Consider the following 25680-nt stretch of genomic DNA (forward strand, 5'->3'; position numbering starts at 1 on the left):
TGATCCAACCTGTGCATGTGTGCAGGGGCGCCTCACGGCGGCGTCGCTTACCCTGGAGGGGTGATCGAGACCCTCTCGCAGTACTCCGTGCTGTGCCTCTACTCCGCCATGGGCATCTACGCCCTGGCCTTCATCTTCTTCGCCATCGACCTGGCCCGGCGCTCGTCGGTCGCCGACGGCGACTCGATCGAGGTCGTGCGCGAGGCCGAGCGGGTCGCCTCCAGCGCCGCCGCCGACCGCGCGGCGAGCGGCAAGGCCACCGTCGCCTCCGGAGCGGCCTCCGCCGGCGGCAACGGACGCACCGCGACGCTCTCCCGCCTCGGCAGCCGGGTCGAGGACGAGGTGTACAACGCGCCGTCCCGCTCGAAGGCGATGCGGATCGGCTTCTCGCTCACGCTCCTCGCCTTCGTCCTGCACCTCGGCGCCACCGTGCTCCGCGGCATCGCCGCCGGCCGGGTGCCGTGGGCCAACATGTACGAGTTCTCGATCACCGGGACCGTCCTCATCATCGGCGTCTTCCTCGCCGTGCAGCTGCGCTGGGACCTCCGCTTCCTCGGCGCGTTCATCACCGGCCTCGTGCTGGTCCTCCTCGGCGTCGCGACCGTCAACTACTACGTCGACGTCGTCCCGCTGCCGCCGGCACTGCAGTCCTACTGGCTCGTCATCCACGTGCTCGTCGCGATCCTCGGCACCGCCTTCTTCGCGCTCGGCTTCGCGCTCTCCGTCACCCAGCTGCTCCAGTCGCGGAGGGAGACCAGCGGCGAGAGCGCCCCCTCGGTCCTCCGCTTCCTGCGCACCCTGCCCAGCTCGCTGACGCTCGAGAACCTCGCCTACCGCGTCACGATCATCGGGTTCATCCTCTGGACCTTCACCCTCATCGCCGGCGCCGTCTGGGCCGAGAAGGCCTGGGGCCGCTACTGGGGCTGGGACACCAAGGAGGTCTGGACCTTCATCATCTGGACCATCTACGCCGGCTACATCCACGCCCGCGCCACCCGCGGCTGGCGCGGCACCCCCTCCGCCTGGCTCGCGATCATCGGCTTCTCCGCCGTCATGTTCAACTTCGGCGTCGTCAACGTCTTCTTCAAGGGGCTTCACGCCTACTCCGGCCTCGACACCGGCATGTGATCTGCGGGCGCTGGTGGGCGCGCTCGCGGCGTTGTCGTCGCGGTCCGTGGCGCCGCCACGCACCACTCCTCCGCCTTGCGATCACACCCACCAGCACCCGCAGATCGGTGCTGACGGGGGCGGGGCCGTCGCTGCGCGACGAGCCCCACGAGCACAGCCGTCGCTGCGCGACGAGCCTTTGCGGCAGGGCCGTCGCTGCGCGACGAGCACTCGGGAGCAGGGCCGTCGCTGCGCGACGAGCCTCATGAGCACGGCGGTCGCTGCGCGACGAGCCTTCGGGAGCAGGGCCGTCGCTGCGCGACGAGCTCCTCCTGGGGACGGCAGCGCCGCACGCAGGACGGTCGGCGCACTCATGCTGGTCGAGTAGCCCCGAAGGGGCGTATCGAGACCCGACATCGTCAGCTGGGTGGGTCTGCAGACTCGCGTTCTGGCGCTGGTGGATCTCGATACGCGCGCTGTGCGCGCTGCTCGATCAGCAGGAAGGTCCGCGGTCCGTGGGATGGTCCGCCTTTTTTGCTGGTCGAGTAGCCCCGCAGAGGCGTATCGAGACCCACCGTCGTCCGCACGGCAGGCCTGCAGACTCGACCTCGGGTGCTGGTGGATCTCGAGACGCGCCCGGTGCGCGCTACTCGATCGGCAGGGAGCGCAGGGGCGGTCAGGCGCCCGTGATCACGTCGATCAGGTGAGGCGCGAACGGCTCCGCGAGGGAGAGGACGAAGCGGGTGCGGGCGCCCTCGGGGTGGACGTCGCGGTAGAGGCCGCGGAGGTCGGGGAGGGTCTGGCCGCGGCCGGGACCGAAGGAGGTGTCGACCTCGACGGGGACGCGCGGGGCCGAGGTGAGCTCCAGGGCGCCGACGGCGATCGCCGCAGCCATCGGGTCGTGCAGCGCGGCGGTCCGGTCGCCGAAGTGGCCGACGTAGAAGTCGAAGTAGTAGTCGAGCGCGTGCCCGATCGCGGACGCCAGCGGGTCGGCGGAGCGGATCAGGACGTCGCGCTGCTCCTCGTCCAGCAGGTGCTTCATCGTCACGTCCAGCGGGACGAGCGTGAGATCCCAGTCCGCGGCGACGACCTCGGCGGCCGCGGCCGGGTCGTGCCAGATGTTCGCCTCCGCGACCGCGGTCACGTTGCCCGGTGCGAGCCCGGCGCCGCCCATCACGGTGACCGAGTGCAGCAGCGACGGCAGCTCCGGGTGCTTGCGCAGTGCGAGGGCGAGGTTCGTCAGTGGGCCGATCGCGACCAGCCGCAGCTCGCCGCCGTGCTCGCGGGCGAGGCGCAGCAGCAGGTCCGCGGGGTCCTCGTCGACCGGCTCCGCGCCGGCCGGCAGGAGCACGCCGCCGATGCCGTTCTCGCCGTGCACGTGCGGGGACCCGCCGGAGTAGGGCTCCTCGAGGAAGTCGTGCGCGCCGATGGCGACGGGGATGTCCGTCCGGCCGGCGAGGGCGAGCAGGCCGAGGCTGTTCACGGCGGCCTGGCGGGCGTCGGTGTTGCCGCTGACGGTGCTGATGCCGACGAGCTCGGCGAGCGGCGAGCGCAGCAGGTAGGCGAGGGCGAGCGAGTCGTCGATGCCGGTGTCGCAGTCGAGGAAGACGGGGACGGTGGGTGCGGTCACGGGACTCCGATGCTCGAAGGGGGCGGGGTGCGGCGGGCATCGGCGGCCGGAGCAGATCCATTCTGGCCCTCCGGCGGCGCCGCCCCGACCGCGGGTAGCCTGAACCGGTGCCCGCCGCCCGGCCGGTGCTGGAGTCGAGGAGGGGCCCGTGCCGCGTCCGTCCCTCGTCGCGACCGTCGCGGACGCGCTGCTCGACGAGATCGTCGCCGGCCGCATCCCGATCGGCTCCGAGCTGCCGAGCGAGGGCGAGCTGGCCCTCGCGCACGACGTGAGCCGGGCGACCATGCGCGAGGCGCTCGGCCGCCTCCAGGGCCTCAACGTCATCGACGCGCGTCGGGGCAAGCGCGGCACGGTCAATCCGGTCGCCCGCTGGAGCGACCTCGAGCCGATCCTCCGGGCGACCGCGTCCGGTGTCGACTCCGCCGCGGCGTCGCTGCACCTGATCGAGGTGCGCGAGATGATCGAGACCGGCGCCTCGGCGCTGGCCGCGGTCCGCCGCTCCGACGCCGACCTCGCGCTGCTCGAGGAGGAGCTCGGGCGGATGACCGCCGCGCACGAGAGCGGCGACCTGGCCGCCTTCGTCGCCGCCGACATCGCCTTCCACGACGTGATCCTCGCCGCGACGGGCAACGTCTTCGTCGCCGCCGTCTTCGCGCCGCTCGCCAAGGTGATGCGGGCGAAGCGCGAGCAGACCTCCGCGCTGGTGCAGATCCAGCGGAACGCCCTGGTCAAGCACCGCGCGGTGCTCGAGGCGATCCGCGCTGCTGACGCCGATGCCTCCCGCGCGGCGATGGCCGACCACATCGCCCAGACGGCCGAGGATCTGCGGCGCTACGTGCTCTCCGGCGAAGACTCCTCCGAGTAGGCGGCCGGCCGATACGCCCGCTGCGCGGGCTGCTCGATCAGCAGGAAAGGGGCGCTACGCGGGCTGCTCGATCAGCAGAAGCGGGTGCCGCTCGAAGCGTGCGACCGCGGGCGAACATGCTGGTCGAGTAGCCCCGGAGGGGCGTATCGAGACCCGCCGTCCGCCAGCGGGGAAGTCTGCAGACCGGCCTGCTGACGGTGGTGGATCTCGATACGCCCGCTGCGCGGGCGACTCGATCAGCAAGGGAGGGATGGCTTCTGCGGGGGAGGGCGGCCCCTTCCACCACAGGCCGGACTGCTTGTAAGATATCTGATACCTCAGGACGAAGGAGTACCGGTGATCTCGGAGACGACGCTGCTGCAGCAGTACCCCGCGCAGGTGCCGGTCGAGGCCGCCGCCGTCGCCGCCACGCGGACGGAGCGCACTCCGGTGCTGGTCGTCCTGGACGACGACCCGACCGGCACGCAGTCCGTCGCCGATCTGCCGGTGCTGACCAGCTGGGCGGAGGAGGACCTCCGCTGGGCGCTCGCCACCGGCGCACCGGCCGTCTACGTCCTCAGCAACACGCGGAGCCTCGCGCCCGAGGACGCCGCCGAGCGCAACCGGGAGATCGTCGCGAGCGCGCTGGCCGCAGCCCGCGCCCTCGACGTGCCGGTCGCCTTCGTGAGCCGCGGCGACTCAACGCTGCGCGGCCACTTCCCGCTCGAGACCGACACCATCACCGACGCCCTCGACGGCGCGGTCGACGCCGTCCTCCTGGTGCCCGCCTTCCCCGACGCGGGGCGGGTGACGATCGGCGGCGTCCATTACATGCGCGGCGCGGAGGGGCTCCAGCCGGTCGCCGAGACCGAGTTCGCCCGCGACTCGACCTTCGGCTACGCGCACTCCGACCTGCGCGAGTGGGTCGAGGAGAAGACGGAGGGCCGGTGGCCCGCCGACCGGGTCGTCGCGCTCGGCCTCGACACGATCCGGGCGGGCGCCGACGCGGTCGCAGCCGTGCTGGCTCCGCTTCGAGGCGGCGTGCCGGTGGTCGTCGACGCCGTCACCGAGGACGACCTCCGGCTGCTGGCCCTCGGGCTCGCGCAGGCGGAGGAGGCGGGCCTCCGCGTGCTCTACCGGGTCGGCCCGCCGTTCGTCCGGGCGCGCATCGGCCAGGCGGTGCACCCGCCGCTCACCGCCGACGAGGTGTTCCCGAGCGGATCCGACGCGGCCGAACGGTCCCGCGGCGGCCTCGTCGTCGTCGGCTCGCACGTCGGCCTCACCTCGCGTCAGCTCGAGCGGCTCGCGGCGACCGGCTCGCTCCGCGCGACCCTCGAGCTCGACGTCGACCGCGCCGTCGACCCCGACCGCGCCCCCGCGCATCTCGCCGAGCTCGTCGACGAGGCGGTCGCGGCCCTCGCGGAGGGCGACGTCGCCGTGCACACCAGCCGCTCGCTCCGCCGCACCGACGACCCGCAGGAGAGCCTCGACATCTCCCGGCGCGTCTCAGCTGCGGTCGTCGCCGTGGTGCAGGGCGTGCTCGCCCGCGTCCGCCCGCGCTTCGTCATCGCGAAGGGCGGCATCACCTCGAGTGACGTCGCGTCGAAGGGCCTCGGCATCCGGCGCGCGATCGTGCGTGGACCGATGCTGCCCGGCCTGGTCTCGCTCTGGGAGCCCGTCGAGGGCCCCGCGACGGGCATCCCCTACATCGTCTTCGCCGGCAACGTCGGCGACGACGAGTCGCTGGCGCAGGTCGCCGTGACGCTCCGCGCTCCCGCGCTCTGACCGCGCACCCTCATCCGCCCCGATCCCCTGGAGGACTCCGTGACCACGCCCGACACCGCTTCCACTCCCACGCCCGGCTCGGACTACACCGTCGCCGTCCTCGGCCTCGGCGCGATGGGCCTGCCGATGGCCACCCGCCTGGCCGGCTCGCTGACCGTGCACGGCTTCGACATCGCCGAGCCGCGCCTCGCGCTGGCCCGCGAGGCCGGCATCACCCCCTTCGGCTCGGCCCGCGAGGCGGTGGCCGGCGCCGACGCGACGCTGCTCGCCGTGCGCAACGGGGCTCAGCTGCGCGAGGTGCTCTTCGGCGGTGCCGACTCCGAGGGGATCGCGACCGCGCTGCGCGCCGGCTCCGTCGTGATCATGACCAGCACGGTCGGCATCACCGAGGTGACCGAGGTGGCGGCGGCGCTCGCCGAGCACGGGGTCGACCTGGTCGACGCCCCGCTCAGCGGCGGACCGGTGCGCGCGGGGGAGGGCGACCTCCTGATCGTCGTCGGCGCGACCGCCGCCGCGCGCGAGCAGGCGCGCCCCGTGCTCGACCTGCTCGCCTCCACCCTCAGCGTCATCGGCGACCGCCCCGGCGACGGTCAGGCCTTCAAGACCGTCAACCAGCTGCTCTGCGGCGTGCACATCGCCGCCGGGGCGGAGGCCCTCGCGCTGGCCGCGAAGCTCGGCCTCGACCCGGCGGCCACGCTCGAGACGCTCTCCGCCGGCGCGGCCGGCTCGTTCATGCTCGGCAACCGCGGGCCGCGGATGCTGCAGGCCGGCGACGAGGGCGGGGCCGAGGTGCTGAGCCGCCTCGACATCTTCGTCAAGGACCTCGGCATCGTCACCACGGCCGCGCGCGGCGCGGGTCTCGCCACTCCGGTCGCCGCGGCGGCCGAGCAGCTCTTCCTGCTCGGTGCGGCGCAGGGACTCGCGGCGGCGGACGACTCCGCGATCATCTCGGTGCTCGCGCCGCCCGCCTGAGCGAAGGCGGGCCGGAGCGCTCAGTCGCAGAGGCTCAGAGCAGCGCCCACGTCTCGCGGAGGCGGTCGCGCCACCAGGCCAGCCGCTCCGGCGCGACCGCGTGGCGCAGCAGCAGCGCCTCCGACACCTCGACCCGCTCGACCGGGATCGCGCCGTCGACGGGCCGCAGCGGCCGCTCGGTCACGTCGGCGGCGAGCAGCGAGGCCGTGCCGAGCCCGCAGTCGTAGGGCAGCTCGGGCAGCGCCGCGGCGAGCGCCGCTCCCATCGCCAGCCCGACCGAGCTGTCGAGAGCGCTGGAGACCACCGCGGGCAGCCCCGCCTCGGCGACGATCTGAAGCGCCCGCCGCACCCCGCCGAGCGGCTGGGCCTTGACCACGAGCAGGTCGGCGGCACCGGCGCGCGCGACGGCGAGCGGATCCGCGGCCTTGCGCACGCTCTCGTCGGCGGCGACGGGGATGCCCATCCACTTCACCCGGCGGCGCAGGTCGGCGAGCTCGTCGACGCTCGCGCACGGCTGCTCGACGTACTCGAGGTCGGCGGAGGCGAGCGCGTGCACGGCGTGCTCCGCCTCGTCGACGTTCCAGCCGCCGTTCGCGTCGATGCGGATGCGGCCCTCCGGACCGAGCACCCGGCGCACCTCGGCGACCCGCGCCACGTCGTCGGCCAGGGTCTGCCCGCGCTCCGCGACCTTCACCTTGGCGGTGCGGCAGCCGTGGTAGCTCGCGAGGATCGCGGCGACCTCGCCGGCGTCCACCGCGGGCACCGTCGCGTTCACCGGGATGCGGTCGCGCAGCGGCGCGGGCTGCTCGCTCCAGCCGTAGTCGAGGGCGGCGCGCAGCCAGGCGGCCGACTCCGCGGGCCCGTACTCGAGGAACGGCGAGAACTCGGTCCAGCCCTCCGGCCCGCGGACCAGGGCGATCTCGCGATGGTCCACCTCGCGGAAGCGGGTGCGCAGCGGGAGCGCGACGACGCGCAGTCCGGCGTCGACCTCCTCGAAGGCGGGCAGAGCGGCGGGGAGGGGAGCGGGCACGACATCGTCCATCCCGCCATCATCCTCCGCCGCGCGGACCGGCCGGGACGGGCGGCGCTCCTGCCGCGTCGACGACGACCGCGGGCAGTCCGTCCTCGCCGCCGACCGGTGCCCGCCCCCGTGCGAGACTGGCGTCCACGACGCTCGACCCCGGAGGGATGCGATGAGCCAGGTACCCGTGAGCCCGCCCCCGATGAGCCCGTCGCCCGCGGTGCCGCCCGGAGTCCCGGGGGCACCCCGGCCGCTCGGCACCGGCGGCTGGATCGCCCTGGGCACGAGCATCGTCGTCGGCGTCGTCTACACCGGCGTGCTCGGCACGCTGCTCGCTCTCGGCATCGGCACCGCGATCGACGCGACCGCCGACGCCCTGCCGACCGCGGCGCCCGGCTTCACCGACGAGCCGTTCGGCGAGGCGACCGAGGGCCCGGGCAGCGGCGACCCGACCGACCCGCTCTACGACTACCCGGGCTATCAGGACGGCGACGCCGCCTTGGTGCTCGCGCAGCCGTCGGCCGAGGCTGCGATCGCGCAGTCCGAGGCGGCCGTCGCGGCGATCGAGTCGACCGTCCTCGACGGCTGGACCTCGGCCGACGACGAGTACTACGAGCGCTCGGAGAACGGCTACGGCGGCCCGTCGCTCCTCTACGACTACATCTCGGCCACGAGCTACGCCGACGCCGACCTCGGCTCCGCCGACGCCAAGCAGGCGGTCGTCGACGTGTTCACCGCCGCGGTCGCGCCGCTGGGCTTCGACGCCGTCGACGTCGCCGACACCCCGGCGGAGTGGTCGGAGGTCGGCTACGAGTACGAGGGCGACCTGAGCGACGAGGAGGCGGGCGCCGCGCTCTGGGTCGTCACCGCCTACTCCACGGTGGAGGACGTGCCCGCGATCGAGATCGGCCTCGTCGATCTCGGCGCCGACAGCACCGGAGACGTCGAGCAGATGCTCGACGACGTCGGGCTGACGCCGCCGGACAGCGGCGCGTTCCTCGCGGGCTATGCCAACGCGATCCTCGAGGAGGGCGACCGCGCCGAGTTCACCGAGCGGATGCAGGCCTACGGCGGAGTCGCCGCCACCTGAGCCTCCGGTACCGGCAACCGGGTGACCTCGCAAGCCCGAGCCGACGACCCGCGCGCCGCCTAGCGTGAGGGCATGGCCCAACCCCGAGCGACCAGACCCCTGCGCGATTACGCGGCGATCGGCGACGGTCGCACCGTCGCGCTGATCGCGAGCGACGGGAGCGTCGACTGGCTGCCCGTCCCCGACCTCGGCTCGACCCCCGCGTTCGCCGCGCTGATCGACGCCAAGACCGGCGGCTGCATCGAGCTGTCCCCGGAGGAGCCCGCGGAGACGACCCGCCGCTACCTGGGCGACACGAACGTGCTCGAGACCACCTTCACCACCGAGTCCGGCACCGTGACGGTGACCGACGCGCTGGTGACGGGCATCGCCGGGCGCCTGCCGTGGGCCGAGCTGGCGCGCCGGGTCGAGTGCACCGACGGCGAGGTCCGGATGCGCTGGGTCGTCCGCCCCGGAACCGGCCTCGGCACCTTCTCCCCGTGGATCCAGAACGCGGACGGCCGCTCGCTGATCCGGGCCGGCGACATCACCATCGGCGTCACCGGGAAGGACCACGGACCGGTCGACGAGTCGGCGCCCTCCGGCGCGGGCGACGAGCTCGCCGGCGGCTTCGTCGCGACCGCGGGCGGCGAGCGGCACGTCCTGGTCGTCTCGGCGACGCACGACGAGCCCCTGCACTTCCCGGTCGCGGTGAACGTCGACCGCGGGATCGACCGCACGCTCGCCAGCTGGCAGTCCTGGTCCGACGAGTTCTCCTACGACGGGCCCTGGGCCGGAGCGGTGCAGCGCAGCGCGCTCGCGCTGAAGCTGCTGATCTACTCGCCCACCGGCGCGATCGCGGCCGCCGCCACCACCTCGCTCCCGGAGTCGCCCAACGGCGGCAAGAACTGGGACTACCGCTTCGCCTGGGTGCGCGACGCCGCGTACACGGCGCACGCCCTGGTGCGCTTCGGCCTGCGCGAGGAGACGCACGCGGCGCTCTCCTGGCTCCTGCGCACGATCAAGGAGCACGGACCGGATCTGCACATCTTCTACGGCCTCGACGGCTCGCTGCCGACCGAGCAGACCGAGTACGACGTCCCCGGCTACGCGGGCATCGGCCCGGTCCTCGCCGGCAACGGCGCGCAGAGCCAGCTCCAGCTCGGCGTCTTCGGCGACCTCTTCGACATCTGCCGCATCTACGTCGACGAGGGGAACGTCCTCGACATCGAGACCGGACGGCTGCTCGCCCGCGTCGCGGACACCACCTGCGACCTCTGGCGCAACCGCGACGCCGGCATGTGGGAGCTCGAGGAGGAGCAGCACTACACCTCCTCGAAGATGGGCTGCTGGCAGGCGCTCGACGCCGCCGTGCACCTCGCCGAGCTCGGCCAGGTGGCGGGCAGCCCCGACCGCTGGCGCTTCGAGCGCGACCGCATCCGCGACTGGATCGAGGAGAACTGCTGGTCCGAGGGGCTCGGCTCCTACGTGATGTACCCGGGCAGCGAGGAGCTGGACGCCTCCGTCCTGCTGCACGCACCGAGCGGCTACGAGCGCGGCGAGCGGATGGTCTCGACGATCGACGCGCTGGTGAAGGAGCTGGGCCGCGGCGCCCTGCTGTTCCGCTACTCCGGCATGGAGGCCGAGGAGCACCCCTTCGTCGCCTGCTCGTTCTGGCTCGCCGGTGCCCTCGCCTGCGTCGGCCGGCACGACGAGGCGATCGCACTGATGGACGAGCTGGTCGAGACGGTGCCGAACGACGTCGGCATCATGTCCGAGATGGTGGCCGTCGACGACCTCGCCTTCTGGGGCAACCTGCCGCAGGGCCTCAGCCACCTCGCGCTGATCAACGCCGCGATCACGATCGAGGAGCTGGCGCCGGAGAAGATCGGCGACCGCTGACGGCGGCGTCCGAGCCCCCGACGATCGACGCGGCGCACCGCTAGACCCGGCGACGGGTTCGCGCAACCCGGTTGAGGGGCTCCCGCCGCGGCGCGTAGACCGGACTCATCACCCCGGACCGTCCTGCGCGGCGTGCCCGGGAGCGGCAGGAAGGAAGACCAGATGGACCTCGGCATCTCCGGGCGCACCGCCCTCGTCACCGGCGGCGACTCCGGCATCGGCTGGCACACCGCCCAGCTCCTGCTCGCAGAGGGCGTCACCGTCGTCCTGAGCGACAAGGACCAGGGGAAGCTCGACGAGGCGGCCGCCCGCCTCGGCGCGGCGGACGGGACGCTGCACGCCTTCGCCGCCGACGTCACGAGCGTCTCCGAACTCGCCGCTCTGCACGAGCGGACGGCCGAGGCCGTCGGCGAGATCGACATCCTCGTGCAGTGCGCGGGTGTCACCGGCGCCCAGGGCCTCTTCCACGAGATCGACGACGAGGGCTGGACCAGCACGCTCGAGACCGACCTGCTCGGCCCCGTCCGGCTCGTCCGCGAGTTCCTGCCCGACCTGCGCTCCGGAGGCTGGGGCCGCCTCGTGCTCACCGCCTCCGAGGACGCGGTGCAGCCCTACGACGACGAGCTGCCCTACTGCGCGGCGAAGGCCGGCGTGCTGGCGCTCGCCAAGGGCCTCTCCCGCTCCTACGCCCTCGAGGGCCTGCTCGTGAACGCCGTGTCGCCGGCCTTCATCCACACGCCGATGACCGACGCGATGATGGACAAGCGCGCCGACGAGAACGGCACCTCGAAGGAGGAGGCGATCTCGTCCTTCCTCGACGAGGAGCGGCCCTACCTGGAGCTGAAGCGACGGGGCCGGCCCGAGGAGGTCGCCGCGGTCATCGCGTTCCTCTGCTCGGAGCGCGCCTCGTTCGTGAACGGCTCGAACTACCGGGTCGACTCGGGCTCGGTCGCGACGATCTAGCCCCGGGCGTCCAGCCCCGCAGTCCCGGCGCCGTCCAGGTCGCGCACCCCGCGCGTCCGGGCGACGTCCAGCCGAAAGAGTCACAATCGAAGTCGGGTTTTCCGCATCCCGGCACTGTCAGAGAAAGGAACGGTCCATGACCACCACCCTCGAACGCCACGTCGAAGCCCCCGCGGGCTCCGGAGCGAAGACCAGCCGCCGCCAGAACGCCGAGAAGGGCTTCAAGGCCTCCAAGGAGCTGCTCGACAGCCTCCAGATCGTCCTCGTCGACCTGATCGAGCTGCACGTCCAGGGCAAGCAGGCGCACTGGAACGTCGTCGGCAAGAACTTCCGCGACCTCCACCTCCAGCTCGACGAGATCATCGAGGCCGCGCGCGAGTTCAGCGACGACATCGCCGAGCGCATGCGCGCGCTGCACGGCATCCCGGACGGCCGCAGCGACACCGTCGCGGCGACCACGACGCTCCCGGAGTACCCGCACGGCGAGATCGACACCGCCGAGACCGTCGACCTCATCACCATCCGCCTCGAGAACACCGCCGCCACCATGCGCGAGGTGCACGACCAGGTGGACGACGAGGACCCGACGAGCGCCGACCTGCTCCACGCGATCATCCAGAGCCTCGAGCAGTACGCCTGGATGGTGTCGGCCGAGAACCGCACCACCTCCGCCGCGAAGTAGCACCACCGCACCACCCGTCGAGGGATCCCGCCTGCGCGGGGTCCCTCTTCGCGTCCCCGGGGTCCGCGCCGACGGAGGACCCCGCGGAGTGGGCGCGTCCTCCGCTGATCGAGCAGCCCGCGCTGCGGGCGCACTTCATGCTGATCGAGTAGCCCGCGCAGCGGGCGTATCGAGATCCCCGTCGTCCGCAGTGCTGGTGCCGTGGGTCCCGATACGCCCTGCGGGCTGCTCGACCAGCATGGGAGGGTGCCCCGCGGAGCGGGACCGATCCCGCCCCCAGCCCCCGACAGTAGGGTCGAGGCCATGAGCACGCAGGTTTCCGAGCTGTTCGACGCGCGCCGCTGGGCGCCGGTCGACGGGTTCGACGGTCTCGAGGACATCACCTATCACCACGACCGGTCGGGCCGCATCGCCCGGGTCGCGTTCGACCGGCCGGAGGTGCGCAACGCCTTCCGCCCGCGTACCGTCGACGAGCTGTTCCGCGCCCTCGAGGACGCGCGGACGAACCCGCGCATCGGCGTCGTCGTCCTGACCGGCAACGGCCCCAGCCCGCGCGACGGCGGCTGGGCGTTCTGCTCGGGCGGCGACCAGCGCATCCGAGGCCGCGACGGCTACCGCTACTCCGACGGCGAGACCGCCGAGGGGATCGACTCGGCGCGCAACGGCCGCCTGCACATCCTCGAGGTCCAGCGGCTGATCCGCTTCATGCCCAAGGTCGTCATCGCCGCCGTCCCCGGCTGGGCGGCCGGCGGCGGGCACTCGCTGCACGTGGTCTGCGACCTGACGATCGCCTCCGAGGAGCACGGCCGCTTCAAGCAGACCGACGCCGACGTCGGCTCGTTCGACGCCGGCTACGGCTCCGCCTACTTCGCCCGCCAGATCGGCCAGAAGAACGCCCGCGAGGTGTTCTTCCTCGCCCGCGAGTACTCCGCGCAGCGCGCCTACGAGATGGGTGCCGTGAACGCGGTCGTCCCGCACGCCGAGCTCGAGGCGACCGCCCTCGAATGGGCCGAGACGATCCTGACCAAGTCGCCCACCGCGATCCGGATGCTGAAGTACGCCTTCAACGCGGTCGACGACGGCCTGGTCGGCCAGCAGCTCTTCGCCGGCGAGACCACCCGCCTCGCCTACGGCACCGATGAGGCCGTCGAGGGGCGCGACTCCTTCCTCGAGAAGCGCGCGCCCGACTGGTCGCCGTTCCCGTGGCAGTTCTGACTGAGGCGGCCGGGACCGGGCCGACGCGATCCGGGGCGGCGCGGCGATGACCCGCCCGCTCGCCTCCGTCGACGCGGCGCCGGAGAAGGTGCTCATCGCCCTGCGCGCGGCGCTCGACGGCAGCGGTCCCGCGGTGCGGATCGCGGCTCCGGGAGTGGAGTCGGACCCGGATGCGGACGCGTCCGTCCCGCAGCGCGTCGCCGTGGTCGTCGAGACCTCCGGCTCGTCCGGCCCGCCCAAGCGCGTCGCGCTCGCCACCTCTGCGCTGCTGACCAGCGCCTCCGCCACCCTCGCCGAGCTCGGCGGCCCCGGCCGCTGGCTGCTCTGCCTGCCGACGCACTACGTGGCGGGAGTGCAGGTGCTGGTCCGCTCGCTGACCGCCGACGCCGACCCGGTCGTGCTGCCGGCCGGCGGCTTCGACGCCGCCGCCTTCCTCGCCCTCGCCCGGACGATGCCCGCGGGGGAGCGGCGCTACTCGTCGCTCGTCCCGGTGCAGCTCGCCCGGCTGCTCGACCTCGCGGAGAGCGTGCCCGCCGAGGCCGCGGTCCTCGCCTCCTTCGACGCGCTGCTGATCGGCGGCCAGTCGACCCCGCAGACGCTGCGCGACCGGGCCGCCGCGCTCGGCGTGCGGATCCGGCTCACCTACGGCTCGAGCGAGACCGCCGGCGGCTGCGTCTACGACGGCGTCCCGCTGCGCGACGTGCGGATGCGCGTCGTCGACGGCCAGGTCCTCCTCGGCGGCCCGACCCTCGCGGAGGGCTACCTCGACGCGGACGGCGGCCTCGACGCGGAGCGCAGCGCCACCGCCTTCGTCTCGCTCGACGGCGAGCGCTGGTACCGCACCGGCGACGCCGGCGTCGTCGAGGACGGCCGTCTGAGCGTCACCGGCCGCCTCGACCGAGTGATCGTCTCGGGCGGGGAGAAGGTCTCGCTGGACGCCGTCGAGCGGGTGCTCCGCGACGGGCTCCTGCCCGACGCGGTCGTGGTGCGCCGCTCGGACGCGCAGTGGGGCGAGGTGCCGGTCGTCGCGACGACCGCGCCGGACACCGACCTGGCGCGGGTGCGCTCCGAGGTGGTCGAGCGGCTGGGCCGAGCAGCCGGCCCGGCGGCGGTCCTGGCCCTCGCGGAGATCCCGCTGCTCGCCTCGGGGAAGCCCGACCGCCGCACCCTCGAGAGCCTCGCGGCGGACGGAGCGGGCTGAGCACAGGCCCGGACGGGGGCGGAGAACGACGCGTCGCCCGGCGGCCGACGGCCCGGGACGGGCAGGGACCACTCGGTAGGATTCCCTCCGTGTCGAGTTCGAGTCGCAAGAAGAAGCCGTCGGCGAAGCCCCGGAGCGGTCGCCCCGGCGGCGACCCCCGCCGCGTCGTCGTGCAGCCCGCCGGCCCGCGCGAGTGGATCGCCGGAGCCCGGCTGCGGACCCTCCCGCTCGCGATCGCCCCCGTCCTGATCGGCACCGGAGCGACGCAGGTCACGGACGAGGGCTGGCACTGGGTGCGCGCCCTGCTCTGCCTCGTCGTCTCGCTCGCCCTGCAGATCGGCGTCAACTACGCCAACGACTACTCCGACGGCATCCGCGGCACGGACGCGAACCGCGTCGGCCCCTCGCGGCTCACCGGGTCCGGCGCCGCGAAGCCCCGCGCCGTGCTCGCGGTCGCGCTGGTCTTCTTCGGGATCGCGGGCGTCGCGGGCCTCGTGCTGACGGTCCTGTCCGGCTTCTGGTGGTTCCTGATCATCGGCGCGGCCGCGATCGCCGCCGCCTGGTTCTACACCGGCGGCCGGCGCCCCTACGGCTACCTCGGCCTCGGCGAGCTCTTCGTCTTCGTCTTCTTCGGACTCGTCGCCACCGTCGGCACCACGTTCGTGCAGATCGGCCGCGCGAACCAGGAGTCCTGGCTCGGCGCCGTCGCCGCGGGCCTGTTCGCCTGCGCCGTGCTGATGGTCAACAACATCCGTGACATCCCGACGGACCGCCTCTCCGGCAAGCGGACCCTCGCGGTCGTCGTCGGCCCGACCATCGCGCGGGCGATGTACAGCGCCTTCGTGCTGGTGCCGTTCGGGATCGCGGTCGTGCTGGCGCTGTTCTACCCGCTCGCCTGGCTGACGCTCTTCGTCCTGCTGGCGGTCCTGCCGGCCATCCTGATCACCCTGACGGCCCGCACAGCCAAGGAGCTCATCCTCGCCCTGCAGCTGACCAGCCTGAGCGGCCTCGCCTACGCCGCGATCCTCGGCGCGGCCCTCGCCTTCTGACCCACCCGCATGCGCGTCGCACGCATCCATCGCTGGTCGAGTAGTCCCGGAGGGGCGTATCGAGACCCACCGTCACCGAGAGGCGGGGTGAGCAGGCCGATCTCGCGGCGGGGTCAGGCGCCCGGGCGCCCGTCGCGGGCCGCGTCGACCGCGGCGTCCTCGATGTCGTCGTCGGTGGGCGTGCGCGGGACGTCCTTGCGGCGCTCGTAGATGGCCTCCGCGATCCGCTCGCGCGGCTTGCGCAGCACGATGTAGGAGAGCGACATGCTCGCGATGGCGGCGACGAAGCCGGCCGTCACCGCCGCCGTCAGCTCGGAGTCGACGAAGGAGCGCGCCGGCAGGTACACCAGCACGAAGACGCCGGCGAACATGGCCAGACGCAGGAGCGAGTAGACGACGACCGCGCGGCTCAGTTTCACCGGGCAAGTGTACGTCGGCCCCCGCATGCGCGTCCGTGAGCACCCCGGGAGCTCCCTGTCCAGCATCCGTGCGCCCGGTTCCTTCGAGGACCCCGGACGTACACTGGACACCATGATCCGCCTGTTCATCGGCCTGCTCGTGGCCCTCGCCGTCTTCACGGTCTACACCGTGATCGACGTCGCCCTGAGCAATCGCCACTCGGTGCGCGCGATCCCGAAGTGGTCGTGGGTCCTCGTGGTCCTCCTGCTGCCGATCATCGGCGCGGGCCTCTGGTTCTGGATCGGCCGCCCTCGCAAGCAGCGCTCCGAGGGTCGGCGTTTCACGGCCCCGGACGACGACCCCGACTTCCTCGGCACCCTCCGCCGCGAGCGCGATCCGGAGAAGGAGCGTGAGCAGGCCGAGCGCATCGCCCAGCTCGAGCGCGACCTCGCCGATCTCGACGACTCCGGCGAGTCGGACGGCACCGGCCGTCGGGATGCCTGACGCGGCTCCGGTCGCCCCCTCCACCCGTTTCGCGGTCGACCTCCTCACCCGCTTCGTCGCGCTCGGCGTCCGCGACGTCGTCGTCTCACCCGGCTCCCGCTCCCAGGCGCTCGCGCTCGTCGCGGCCGAGCTCGAGACCCGCGGCAGCATCCGGCTGCACGTCCGGATCGACGAGCGCTCCGCCGGATTCCTCGCCCTCGGCCTCGCACTCGAGACCGGTTCGCCCGCCGTCCTGATCACGACCTCCGGCACCGCGACCGCCAATCTTCACCCCGCCGTGCTCGAGGCGGACGCGTCCGACGTGCCGTTGATCGTGCTCACGGCCGACCGCCCCGGCGAGCTGCGCGGCATCCGCTCCAACCAGACCACCGACCAGGTCGAGCTGTTCGGCCGCGCCGTCCGCCTCTTCGAGGACGTCGCGGCCCCCGACGCGCAGACGCCGGCGGAGTCTGTCCACGCCCTCGCCGACCGCGCGCACGCCGCAGCGCTCCGCCCGGGCGGCCCCGTGCACCTCAACCTGGCCTTCCGCGACCCGCTGTCCTCGCGCCTGCCCGCCTTCGAGGGGCCCGAGCACGGATCCGCCGCACCGGCCCCGGACGAGGCCGCACTCGCCCCGGAGACGATCGCCGCCGGCCCGCTCGAGCCCCTCACCGTCGTCATCGCCGGCGACAAGGCCGGGGCCGAGGCCGAGGCGCTTGCCCGCGCCGGCGACTGGCCGCTGCTCGCCGAGGTCTCCTCCGGGGCTCGCTTCGGTCCGCAGCTCGTCGTCGCCTGGCGACGGCTCCTCGCCGAGCCCGAGTTCGGCGGCCGCGTCCGCCGGGCGATCGTCCTCGGCCACCCGACGCTGTCCCGCGAGGTCCCGGAGCTGCTGCGCCGCGAGGACGTCGAGGTGATCGTCGTGGACCGCGGTCGCCGCGAGTTCTACAACCCGGGTCGCCGTGCGCGCAGCGTCCGCGCCCTCGCCGTCGTCCGTCCCGAGGACTCGCCGCGGCCCGAGCGGTCGGAGCGCGCCTGGGCCGGCTCCTGGGTGTCGGCGAGCCGCGCCCTCGTGGCCGACGCCGACCCCGACGCGATCCCCGAGGCGCCCGACGGCGGCTCGATGTCGATCGAGGACCGCCGGGGCTACGCCCGGAACGCCCTGACCGCGATCCGCGCGCCGCTCACCCGCGAGTTCGTCGTCGCCGCGGTCTGGCGCGTCACCTGGCCGCACGACCGCCTGCTCTTCGGCGCCTCCCGCCTCATCCGCGTCGCGGACGGCTCACTGCCCGGCAAGCGGATCACCGTGCACTCCAACCGCGGGCTCGCCGGCATCGACGGCACGGTCTCGACCGCCCTCGGCATCGCCGTCGCCTCGCAGTCCGCCGACGCGGGCTCGGGCGGCGCCACCCGCGTCGTCCTCGGCGACCTCACGCTCCTGCACGAGGCGGGCGGACTGCTGCTCGCCCCGGGCGAGCGCCGCCCGCGCGTGCAGCTCGTCGTGGTGAACGACGGCGGCGGCACCATCTTCGACGGTCTCGAGGTCGCCACCAGCTCGGCTCCCGACGCCTTCGACCGCGTGCAGTTCACGCCGCAGACCGTCGACATCGCGTCCCTGGCGAAGGCCTACGGCTGGACGCACCGCCTCGTCGCCACCCGCGGCGAGCTGGAGCAGGCGCTCACCTCGCCCGGCGAGGGCCCGGGCATCGTCGAGATCGCGCTCGAGCGCTGATCTCCCGCCCGGGCGTCCGCGGCCGTCAGCTCAGGGCGTCGAGGATCGGCCGGAACTTCATGCCGGTCTCCGCGAGCTCGGTGGCGGGGTCGCTGTCCGCGACGATGCCCGCACCGGCCCACGCGGTGACCGCGCCGTCGGGGGAGACCTGCGCGCTGCGCAGCCCCACTGCCCACTCGCCGTCGCCGTTGCCGTCGATCCAGCCCACCGGACCGGCGTAGCGGCCGCGGTCGAACGGCTCGAGCTCCTCCAGCAGGGCGAGCGCGCGGTCGGTCGGCGTGCCGGCGACGGCGGCGGTCGGGTGCAGGGCGTCGACCAGGTCGAGCGCGGTCGAGGCGTCGTCGAGCGTCCCGCGGACGTCGGTCGCGAGGTGCCACAGATTCGGCAGCTTCAGAGCGAAGGGCTCCGGCGTGGTCGTGAGCGCGCCGGTGTGCGGCTGCAGCTCGCGCAGCAGGCTCGCGATGGCGAACGCGTGCTCGGAGCGGTCCTTCGGGCTCGCCAGGAGGGCGCGCACGATCGCGGCGTCCTCCTCCGCGTCGCCGCCGCGCGCGCTCGTGCCGGCGAGGACGCGCGCGGTGATCGCGCCGTGGTCGACCCCGACGAGCGTCTCGGGACTGGCGCCGAGGAAGCCGTCGACCGCGAAGGTCCAGCAGTCCGGGTAGCCGTTCGCGAGATCGCGGAGCAGCCGACGGCGGTCGGCGTCCCGGGGGAGCCGTCCCTGCAGGTCGCGGGCGAGGACGACCTTCTCGAGGGCGCCCGAGCGGATCGAGCCGACGGCCGACGCGACCGCGGCGCGATACGCGTCCGGCGTCATCGCACCGGGCAGGAGGGGGAGGCGGAACTCGTCGCCGAAGGGCAGCGGAGCGGGGACCGCCGTCGAGCCGGCCGTCTCGTCGGCCGTGCGGATGCGGGTCACCCACGACCGTCCGCCCCGCGAGCCGATGACCACGCGGGGGACGATCAGGACGCTCGTCGCGCTCGACCGGCTGGAGAAGGCGAAGGCCCCGAAGGCCACCAGTCCCGTGCCCGGGACGCCGAGCGGATCCGCGACGACAGCCGCAGCCGACAGTTCGCGCCACGCGGCGGAGGCCTCGCGGATGCGATCCGGGCCGGAGAACTCCAGCCGCAGAGCCTCGCCGAGCCCGGCCAGTCCTGCGCCGCCGCGCTGCCAGAGCAGCGGCTGCCGCGGATCGACGCGGGTGATCAGCTCGTGCGGGCCGTCGAGCGGAGTCGTCTCGGCATGGAGGGGAGGAGCTCCGGCCCCGGTCGATGTCACTGCTCCACAGTACGCCCGCCGCAGAAAGCGAGACGTTGTGCGCCGGGACCACCCTCGCCCGGGGGTCCGCTGCTACGGTTTCCTCGTCCGGGGTCGCCGCAGCTAGGCGGAGCAAGGCGGCCCCGGCACCTCCCTCCCGTCCCGCTCCCCTCGCGCGGTTCCGCCGGTCCGGCGCCGGTCGCCTGAGCGGATGTGCAAGGGCGGTGGATGCACAGCCGCCACTCCGCTCCTCGCCCTAGACTCGTTGATCGTGACAAAGGCAGACCTCACCAAGCGGCCCGACGAGGTCGCTGCCATGTTCGACACGGTGGCGCCCGCCTACGACCTGACGAACACCGTCCTGTCCGTCGGCAACGACCACCTCTGGCGGATCGCCACGACCCGCGCCGTCAACCCGGCGCCGGGCGAGCGGATCCTCGACGTCGCGGCAGGCACCGGCACCTCGAGCGCCTCGCTGGCGCGCTCCGGAGCACAGGTCGTCGCCGCCGACTTCTCCCGCGGGATGATCTCGGTCGGCCGCCGCCGGCACGCCGAGAACGAGCTCATCGAGTTCGTCCTCGCCGACGCGATGAAGCTCCCCTTCGAGGACGACTCCTTCGACGCCGTCACCATCTCCTTCGGCCTGCGCAACGTCTCCGAGCCGCGGACCGCGCTCGCCGAGTTCTTCCGCGTCGTCAAGCCCGGTGGCCGCGTCGTGATCTGCGAGTTCTCGACCCCGCCGCTGAAGCCCCTCGCCGCCGCCTACGACTTCTACCTGTCGAAGGTCATGCCCGTGATCGTCGGCCTCGCCTCCTCCAACGACCCGGCCTACGACTACCTCGGCGACTCCATCCGCGCCTGGCCCGAGCAGAAGGTCGTCGCGGGCTGGCTCCGCGCGGCCGGCTTCGAGCGCGTCGCCTACCGCGACCTCACCGCCGGGATCGTGGCCCTGCACCGCGGGATCAAGCCGATCGCGGCGACCTGATGCGCGCCCAGGGGCCTGCCGGGCCGAGACGTTAGGGTTTGAGTGTGAACGCCAGTGCGCCCGTCGCCCGCCGCAGTCCGTCTCTGACGGCGCAGCTCGGCCTCTCCGAGCGCATCTTCTCGACCGCTCCGGACCGCGCTCTCGCGCGCGCGATCGACGACGGGCTGGAGCGGGTCGAGGCCGGCATGGTCCAGCAGCTGTCCTTCGCGGACGCGGTCGCCGACGTGTCGACGCGCTACCTGCTCGAGGCCGGCGGCAAGCGGGTGCGGCCGATGCTCACCCTGCTCACCGCGCAGCTCGGCCGGGGTAACACCCCCGAGGTGCTCAGCGCCGCGCAGGCCATCGAGATCACCCACCTCGGCTCGCTCTACCACGACGACGTGATGGACGAGGCGGAGAAGCGCCGCGGCGTGCCGTCGGCGCAGACCGTCTGGGGCAACAACGTCGCGATCCTCACCGGCGACCTGCTCTTCGCCCGGGCGAACCAGCTGATGACCGAGCTCGGCGAGCGCGCGATCCGGCTGCAGACCGACACCTTCGAGCGCCTCGTCCTCGGGCAGCTGCACGAGACCGTCGGCCCGGGCGCCGGCGAGGATCCGGTCGAGCACTACCTCGGCGTCCTGGCCGACAAGACCGGTTCGCTGATCGCCGCCGCCGCCCGCACCGGCGTCGTCTTCTCCGAGGCGCCCGCGCCCTTCGAGGAGGCGGTGCGCGTCTTCGGCGAGAAGATCGGCGTCGCCTTCCAGATCGTCGACGACGTGATCGACCTCTCGCCGCAGCCGGAGGAGACCGGCAAGAACCCGGGCACCGACATCCGCGCGGGCGTCTCGACGCTGCCGATCCTGCGCCTGCGCGAGCGCGCCACGTCCGACCGCGAGGCGGCCGTGCTGCTCGCCCGGATCGAGAGCTACGTCAGCCGCACGAACGACGCGATCGCGCACACCGACGAGCAGAGCGCCGACATCTCCGACGCCATCGCGCAGCTGCGCGACCACCCCGTGACGGCGCAGACCCTCGCCGAGGCCCACGCCTGGGCCGATGAGGCCGTCGACGCCCTCGCCCCGCTGCCCGACGGGCCGGTCCGCAAGGCGCTCACGCGCTTCGCCGACACGGTCGTCGACCGCAACGGCTGACCGAATCGTCGCGGCGCGCATTCGAGCGCCGCAGGAATGAGTCCGGAGACGCGCCTCGGCGCCCCGGCAGGAGGAATGCAATGACCAAGCTCAGGCTGGCCATCGTCGGCGCGGGTCCCGCGGGCATCTACGCCGCCGACCTCATGATCAAGGCCGAGAAGAAGTACGACGTCTCGATCGATCTGTTCGAGCACCTGCCGGCGCCCTACGGACTCGTCCGCTACGGCGTCGCGCCCGATCACCCGCGGATCAAGGGCATCATCACGGCGCTCCGCGAGGTGCTCGACCGCGGAGACATCCGCATCTTCGGCAACGTGCACTTCGGCACCGACATCACGCTCGAGGACCTCAAGCGGCACTACAACGCCGTCATCTTCTCGACCGGCGCGATCCGCGACGCCCCGCTCGACGTCCCCGGGGTCGAGCTGGAGGGCTCCTACGGCGCCGCCGACTTCGTCAGCTGGTTCGACGGGCACCCCGACGTGCTGCGCACCTGGCCGCTCGAGGCCTCCTCCGTCGCCGTGATCGGCAACGGTAACGTCGCGCTCGACGTCTCGCGGATGCTCGCGAAGCACGCCGAGGACCTGCTGCCCACGGAGGTGCCGCCGAACGTCTACGAGGGCCTCGCCGCCTCGCCCGTCACCGACGTGCACGTCTTCGGCCGCCGCGGACCGGCGCAGGTCAAGTTCACCCCCCTCGAGCTGCGCGAGCTCGGCGAGCTGCGCGACGTCGACATGATCGTCGCCGACGAGGACTTCGTGCTCGACGCCGCCTCGCAGGCCGCCATCGAGACGAACAAGCAGGTCATGGTGATCAACCGGGTGCTGAACCAGTGGCGCACCCGCGAGGTCGGCTCGGCCTCGCGCCGCCTGCACCTGCACTTCTGGGCCAAGCCGCTCGAGCTCGTCGACGACGGCACCGGCCGCGTCTCGGCCATCCGCTACGAGCGCACCGAGCCCGACGGCGAGGGCGGCACCCGCGGCACCGGCGAGATCCGCGAGATCGCGGTCCAGGCCGTCTACCGCGCCGTCGGCTACTTCGGTTCCCCGCTGGACGGCCTGCCCTTCGACGAGATGCGCGGCGTCATCCCGAACCGCGAGGGCCAGGTGCTGGACGACAACGACGAGCCGGTGCACGGCGTCTACGCCACCGGCTGGATCAAGCGCGGACCGGTCGGCCTGATCGGGCACACCAAGTCGGACGCGATGGAGACCGTCGGGCACGTGCTCAACGACCAGGCGTCCTGGTGGACCCCGGCGCACCCCGAGGAGTCGGCGGTCGTCGCCCTGCTCGAGGAGCGCGGCGTCGCCTACACCGACCTCGACGGCTGGCACCGCCTCGACGAGCACGAGCAGGCGCTCGGCGCTCCGCAGGGCCGCGTGCGCGTGAAGGTCGTCCCGCGCGAGGACATGATCTCGATCTCGCGCGGCGAGACCGTCTCGAGCTGACGTCCGCCGTCGAAGGGCCTCCGGAGCGATCCGGGGGCCCTTCCGTGCGTGCGCCGCGCGCCAGGACGTCGAGCAGGCCCGCCGTGGACTCCCAGGGATCGCTACCGTCCCTGGGATGAGCGCACGAGCAGGGGTCGAGGGTCGGACGAAGCGAGCGAGAACGACGGCGGTCGCCGTCGTCCTGACACTGCTGACCGCGCTGCTGGCACCGCCGGCGCAGGCGATGACGCCGCCTCCTCCACCCGGTGCGAGCGCGCCGACCCACCACGTGGACGTGCGCAGTCCGGGCGCCGACGGCCTGACCCTGCACCAGCCGGAGTCGCACTTCGCCTATCGCGTCGTCCGCGTCGCGCCGGGCATCGGGGTCACGAACACGATCCCGTCGTCGCGGGCGAACGGACTCGACCCCGATGGATCGGTGCTGACGGACGATCGCTTCCAGGCGCTGGTGGATCGGGTCTCGGGAGTCCTCGACCGGATCCGGGCGACTCCGACGGGCGCAGCGGAGCTCAAGGCGATCCCGCACCTCGTCGGCCCGGGCGCGAAGGACGTCTGGACGGTCGCGGGGACGGACGGCTCCGCAGCCGTGAGGTCCGACGTGCAGATCGTGTTCGCGGAGCGCTCGTCCGGCGCGGTCGGAGACACGACGGCGACGAGCTTCGGCCGGGACATCGAGGGGGTGGGCAGCCTGGTCAACCTGAGTCCGGACCTCTGGGGGGACGGGGACTCGACGTGGTCGATGTGGTTCGACCCCGCGTCCGGGGCGGGTCGGCTGCTGAGCGCCGAGACGGCCGTGCACCACGAGCTCATGCACGCGGTCACGGCGGCGGGCGGCGCCGAGCCGACGGGAGACGCCTGGGTCGTCACGCCCGAGTGGACGACGTGGCCACTGACCGGTCCCGCGGACGGTGAGGGCGAGATCCAGGAGAAGCTGACCGAGCTGTTCGCGCACGGGGGGCCGCGCGGGCTGACCGAGGCACGGACGGTCCTGACGTCGCCGGGCCCGAACGGGGAAGCGCCGGTGTTCACGGCCGAGGAGTTCCCCTCGATTAGCGTGGACCCGTGGTTCCTGCGAGCTCAGAATCACGCGACGGACAGGTCCGTCGCCGCCGACACCCCAGCGGGGCAGCGCGAGGGCTGGCTCCGCACCGCGGCGGCCCGGTTGAGCATGGCGCTGCATCCGCCGACCGAGGTCACCTTCGCGCGCGAGCGGGGCGTCGTGACGCGCCCCGAGTACAACCCGAGCACCCTCACCATCGGAGGGGAGTACCTCACGACGCTCGACGTCGTCGTCCCTCGCGGATTCGACGACTGGGAGGCGTCCGACCTGCGGGGGCGCACCGATGTCGTGCCGGCGAAGGGGACGTGGGAGGCGCCGCAGCCGCTGGATTCCTCGCCCGCATCGCCGGAGGGGTCGCGGAGCCGGTCCGCTTCCTCCGCCGGAGCCGAGGACCGACCCGGGACGGGCTCGGGGGAGTCGTGCCTCACCTGCGCGGTCACGGCGCGCAGGCCGTCGACGGCGGAGCGGGCGGCAGCGTTCGAGGCGCGGGTGTCGGCGGAGGTGGGGTCGGCGTTCGAGGGTCCGCGGGCGGTGCAGCGGCGGGTGCTGGCGGATCCGGTGGGGGATGCGATCCGGCAGGTGCACGGGCCGGGGTTGGCGTCGGGGGTGTGGGCGCGGTATCCGAGGGTCGTGTCGGGGTTGGAGCGGGCGTCGTTCCGGTTCTTGGCGGGGTCGGACTCGCTGAGCGCGGCGGGGATCGGGCTGGATGTTCTGGGGTTGATGCAGGGGGATGTGAGTGCGCTGTCGATCACGAACACGACGGCGGACATCGTGACGACGATCGCGCCGATGCTGGGGTCGCGGATCGCGACGACGGTCGGTGGTGCGGGGGCGGTGGTCGGGTTCATCACGTCGACGATCGCGTTCAACCAGGGTGGCAGCTCGACGGATTACATCTTCTCGATGGTGGGGCTGGTGGCGAGTGCGATCCCGGAGCTGGCACCGCTGATGATCCTGTACACGGCGGCGTCGATCTGGTCGCACACGTCGCCGGTGGAAGGGGCGATGGATGCGGGGCAGCAGATGGCGATCGCGTTCAAGGACTGGGCGCTGCCGTCGCTGGAGAAGCAGGCGGGTGCGATGGCCGACGCGATGCGCGACGCGGTCTCGGACCGGATGGACGAGGCCCGCTACCGGGCCGACTATCTGCAGACGAAGGTCGATCTGGAGCAGCTCAGCGCGGGCGAGGACCTCACGACCGGCGGTGGCCCCGGGGACGGTCAGGAGCAGAAGCGTCTGATCCGGGAGGCGGCCGATCAGGAGCTCGCTCGGATCGCAGAGGCGGGGGTGCTCAGTCTGGATCAGGGGTTGGATGCTCTGCTGGACGTGTACAACAACGGTGCCGTGTTCACCGAGTTCCGCAAGAAGTGGGCGGACACGATGAACGAGAACGGCGGCGTGTCGATCAACGGGTTCAAGCACCACGTCGACCTCGACGCCCTGCCCACGACCGACCCGACGCCGGTGCACGTGGACGAGTTCACGACTCCGCTGGGCTCGATCCGGACGACGATGCAGAGCCGCTACCGGCACGCACTCGACGCGTTGCCGTTGTGGGCGCCGTCGAAGAACGCCTTCGCGACACCGATGGTGACCGAGGAGAAGGTCCTCGCCACCGTGACGAAGGTGCAGCGGGACTGGGGCTTCACCGCACCCGCAGCTGCGGCGACCGTCGACTCGGTGACCTCCTTCACCGGCACGGGCACACCCGGCTCGTTCGTGCAGATCTGGAACCCGAACACGCACGC

The 25680-nt window shown here is 73.1% G+C and carries 21 protein-coding genes; 17 read left to right on the forward strand and 4 right to left on the reverse strand.

All coding sequences use genetic code 11. From position 1 onward, the window contains the following. Nucleotides 1–108: 108 nt before the first annotated feature. Nucleotides 109–1128 carry a c-type cytochrome biogenesis protein CcsB gene (ccsB, locus tag EDF35_RS15825; protein WP_123705617.1) on the forward strand — a complete coding sequence of 340 codons (1020 nt, stop codon included), beginning with the start codon at nucleotides 109–111 and terminating at the stop codon, nucleotides 1126–1128. Between the two features lie 655 nt (nucleotides 1129–1783). On the opposite strand, the gene EDF35_RS15830 is transcribed toward ccsB, so the two are convergent. After that, entirely contained in the window at nucleotides 1784–2737 is a 954-nt protein-coding gene (locus tag EDF35_RS15830; RefSeq protein WP_133963015.1) for a nucleoside hydrolase, read from the reverse strand. Between the two features lie 148 nt (nucleotides 2738–2885). On the opposite strand from EDF35_RS15830, the gene EDF35_RS15835 reads away from it, so the two are divergent. The 3 genes from EDF35_RS15835 to EDF35_RS15845 all read left to right on the forward strand — a co-directional run bounded on the left by EDF35_RS15835 (nucleotide 2886) and on the right by EDF35_RS15845 (nucleotide 6338). Beyond that, a complete protein-coding gene (locus EDF35_RS15835; protein WP_133963016.1) occupies nucleotides 2886–3602 on the forward strand; it encodes an FCD domain-containing protein in 717 nt (238 codons plus the stop codon). 336 nt (nucleotides 3603–3938) lie between these two features. Continuing rightward, on the forward strand, nucleotides 3939–5366 hold the full coding sequence (locus EDF35_RS15840) for a four-carbon acid sugar kinase family protein (RefSeq protein WP_133963017.1): 1428 nt from the start codon (nucleotides 3939–3941) through the stop codon (nucleotides 5364–5366). A gap of 39 nt (nucleotides 5367–5405) precedes the next feature. After that, nucleotides 5406–6338, forward strand: a complete 933-nt coding sequence (locus tag EDF35_RS15845; protein ID WP_279587530.1) for an NAD(P)-dependent oxidoreductase — start codon at nucleotides 5406–5408, stop codon at nucleotides 6336–6338. A 34-nt stretch (nucleotides 6339–6372) separates the two neighbouring features. Here EDF35_RS15845 and EDF35_RS15850 read toward each other — a convergent pair whose 3' ends face one another. Next, nucleotides 6373–7380, reverse strand: a complete 1008-nt coding sequence (locus EDF35_RS15850; RefSeq protein ID WP_133963018.1) for an o-succinylbenzoate synthase — start codon at nucleotides 7378–7380, stop codon at nucleotides 6373–6375. Nucleotides 7381–7546: 166 nt separating this feature from the next. Between EDF35_RS15850 and EDF35_RS15855 the strand changes: the two genes are divergently transcribed. The 7 genes from EDF35_RS15855 (at nucleotide 7547) to EDF35_RS15885 (ending at nucleotide 15440) form a co-directional block, all read left to right on the forward strand. After that, nucleotides 7547–8449, forward strand: coding sequence for a hypothetical protein (locus EDF35_RS15855; protein WP_133963019.1), 903 nt, complete (start codon nucleotides 7547–7549; stop codon nucleotides 8447–8449). A 72-nt stretch (nucleotides 8450–8521) separates the two neighbouring features. Continuing rightward, entirely contained in the window at nucleotides 8522–10330 is a 1809-nt protein-coding gene (locus tag EDF35_RS15860; RefSeq protein ID WP_133963020.1) for a glycoside hydrolase family 15 protein, read from the forward strand. Between the two features lie 162 nt (nucleotides 10331–10492). Then, the gene (locus tag EDF35_RS15865) at nucleotides 10493–11293 is read left to right on the forward strand and encodes an SDR family oxidoreductase (protein ID WP_123446595.1); all 801 of its coding nucleotides are present in this window, start codon (nucleotides 10493–10495) and stop codon (nucleotides 11291–11293) included. A 136-nt stretch (nucleotides 11294–11429) separates the two neighbouring features. After that, the gene (locus EDF35_RS15870) at nucleotides 11430–11975 is read left to right on the forward strand and encodes a DNA starvation/stationary phase protection protein (RefSeq protein WP_123446594.1); all 546 of its coding nucleotides are present in this window, start codon (nucleotides 11430–11432) and stop codon (nucleotides 11973–11975) included. A 303-nt stretch (nucleotides 11976–12278) separates the two neighbouring features. Next, nucleotides 12279–13190: a 1,4-dihydroxy-2-naphthoyl-CoA synthase gene (locus tag EDF35_RS15875; protein ID WP_123705342.1), complete on the forward strand. Its 912-nt coding sequence runs from the start codon at nucleotides 12279–12281 to the stop codon at nucleotides 13188–13190. A 46-nt stretch (nucleotides 13191–13236) separates the two neighbouring features. Next, nucleotides 13237–14391 carry an AMP-binding protein gene (locus tag EDF35_RS15880; RefSeq protein WP_133963021.1) on the forward strand — a complete coding sequence of 385 codons (1155 nt, stop codon included), beginning with the start codon at nucleotides 13237–13239 and terminating at the stop codon, nucleotides 14389–14391. Nucleotides 14392–14480: 89 nt separating this feature from the next. Then, nucleotides 14481–15440, forward strand: coding sequence for a 1,4-dihydroxy-2-naphthoate polyprenyltransferase (locus EDF35_RS15885; protein WP_243840015.1), 960 nt, complete (start codon nucleotides 14481–14483; stop codon nucleotides 15438–15440). A 113-nt stretch (nucleotides 15441–15553) separates the two neighbouring features. Here EDF35_RS15885 and EDF35_RS15890 read toward each other — a convergent pair whose 3' ends face one another. Then, nucleotides 15554–15859, reverse strand: coding sequence for a DUF4229 domain-containing protein (locus EDF35_RS15890; RefSeq protein WP_159422135.1), 306 nt, complete (start codon nucleotides 15857–15859; stop codon nucleotides 15554–15556). A 112-nt stretch (nucleotides 15860–15971) separates the two neighbouring features. On the opposite strand from EDF35_RS15890, the gene EDF35_RS15895 reads away from it, so the two are divergent. Both EDF35_RS15895 and menD read left to right on the forward strand, forming a co-directional pair. Next, nucleotides 15972–16343 (forward strand): PLD nuclease N-terminal domain-containing protein, encoded by a 372-nt coding sequence (locus EDF35_RS15895; protein ID WP_123447864.1) that lies wholly within the window; start codon nucleotides 15972–15974, stop codon nucleotides 16341–16343. Continuing rightward, nucleotides 16336–18051, forward strand: a complete 1716-nt coding sequence (menD, locus tag EDF35_RS15900; protein WP_133963022.1) for a 2-succinyl-5-enolpyruvyl-6-hydroxy-3-cyclohexene-1-carboxylic-acid synthase — start codon at nucleotides 16336–16338, stop codon at nucleotides 18049–18051. Before EDF35_RS15895 ends, menD begins: the two co-directional genes overlap by 8 nt. A 25-nt stretch (nucleotides 18052–18076) precedes the next feature. Here the strand turns inward: menD and EDF35_RS15905 are convergent, their stop codons facing one another. Beyond that, nucleotides 18077–19327 carry an isochorismate synthase gene (locus EDF35_RS15905; RefSeq protein WP_133963023.1) on the reverse strand — a complete coding sequence of 417 codons (1251 nt, stop codon included), beginning with the start codon at nucleotides 19325–19327 and terminating at the stop codon, nucleotides 18077–18079. 250 nt (nucleotides 19328–19577) lie between these two features. Here EDF35_RS15905 and ubiE point away from each other — a divergent pair, with 250 nt between their 5' ends. The 4 genes from ubiE to EDF35_RS15925 form a co-directional block, all read left to right on the forward strand. Next, nucleotides 19578–20291, forward strand: a complete 714-nt coding sequence (gene ubiE / locus EDF35_RS15910; protein WP_123705614.1) for a bifunctional demethylmenaquinone methyltransferase/2-methoxy-6-polyprenyl-1,4-benzoquinol methylase UbiE — start codon at nucleotides 19578–19580, stop codon at nucleotides 20289–20291. A gap of 44 nt (nucleotides 20292–20335) precedes the next feature. Further along, the gene (locus tag EDF35_RS15915; protein ID WP_133963024.1) at nucleotides 20336–21424 is read left to right on the forward strand and encodes a polyprenyl synthetase family protein; all 1089 of its coding nucleotides are present in this window, start codon (nucleotides 20336–20338) and stop codon (nucleotides 21422–21424) included. A gap of 80 nt (nucleotides 21425–21504) precedes the next feature. Continuing rightward, the gene (locus tag EDF35_RS15920; RefSeq protein ID WP_133963025.1) at nucleotides 21505–22872 is read left to right on the forward strand and encodes an FAD-dependent oxidoreductase; all 1368 of its coding nucleotides are present in this window, start codon (nucleotides 21505–21507) and stop codon (nucleotides 22870–22872) included. A 115-nt stretch (nucleotides 22873–22987) separates the two neighbouring features. After that, on the forward strand, nucleotides 22988–25680 hold a 2693-nt coding region (locus EDF35_RS15925; RefSeq protein ID WP_133963026.1), incomplete at its 3' end, for a hypothetical protein.

The sequence above is a fragment of the Rathayibacter sp. PhB151 genome (genome assembly GCF_004366415.1).
Lineage (GTDB): Bacteria > Actinomycetota > Actinomycetes > Actinomycetales > Microbacteriaceae > Rathayibacter > Rathayibacter festucae.

Excerpts from the sequence above, each read along its gene's own strand:
- ccsB (WP_123705617.1), top strand. The coding sequence starts at position 109 with ATGGGCATCTACGCCCTGGCCTTCATCTTCTTCGCCATCGACCTGGCC.
- EDF35_RS15850 (WP_133963018.1), bottom strand. The coding sequence starts at position 7,380 with ATGGACGATGTCGTGCCCGCTCCCCTCCCCGCCGCTCTGCCCGCCTTC.
- EDF35_RS15860 (WP_133963020.1), top strand. The coding sequence starts at position 8,522 with ATGGCCCAACCCCGAGCGACCAGACCCCTGCGCGATTACGCGGCGATC.
- EDF35_RS15865 (WP_123446595.1), top strand. The coding sequence starts at position 10,493 with ATGGACCTCGGCATCTCCGGGCGCACCGCCCTCGTCACCGGCGGCGAC.
- EDF35_RS15870 (WP_123446594.1), top strand. The coding sequence starts at position 11,430 with ATGACCACCACCCTCGAACGCCACGTCGAAGCCCCCGCGGGCTCCGGA.
- EDF35_RS15875 (WP_123705342.1), top strand. The coding sequence starts at position 12,279 with ATGAGCACGCAGGTTTCCGAGCTGTTCGACGCGCGCCGCTGGGCGCCG.
- EDF35_RS15880 (WP_133963021.1), top strand. The coding sequence starts at position 13,237 with ATGACCCGCCCGCTCGCCTCCGTCGACGCGGCGCCGGAGAAGGTGCTC.
- EDF35_RS15895 (WP_123447864.1), top strand. The coding sequence starts at position 15,972 with ATGATCCGCCTGTTCATCGGCCTGCTCGTGGCCCTCGCCGTCTTCACG.
- menD (WP_133963022.1), top strand. The coding sequence starts at position 16,336 with ATGCCTGACGCGGCTCCGGTCGCCCCCTCCACCCGTTTCGCGGTCGAC.
- EDF35_RS15920 (WP_133963025.1), top strand. The coding sequence starts at position 21,505 with ATGACCAAGCTCAGGCTGGCCATCGTCGGCGCGGGTCCCGCGGGCATC.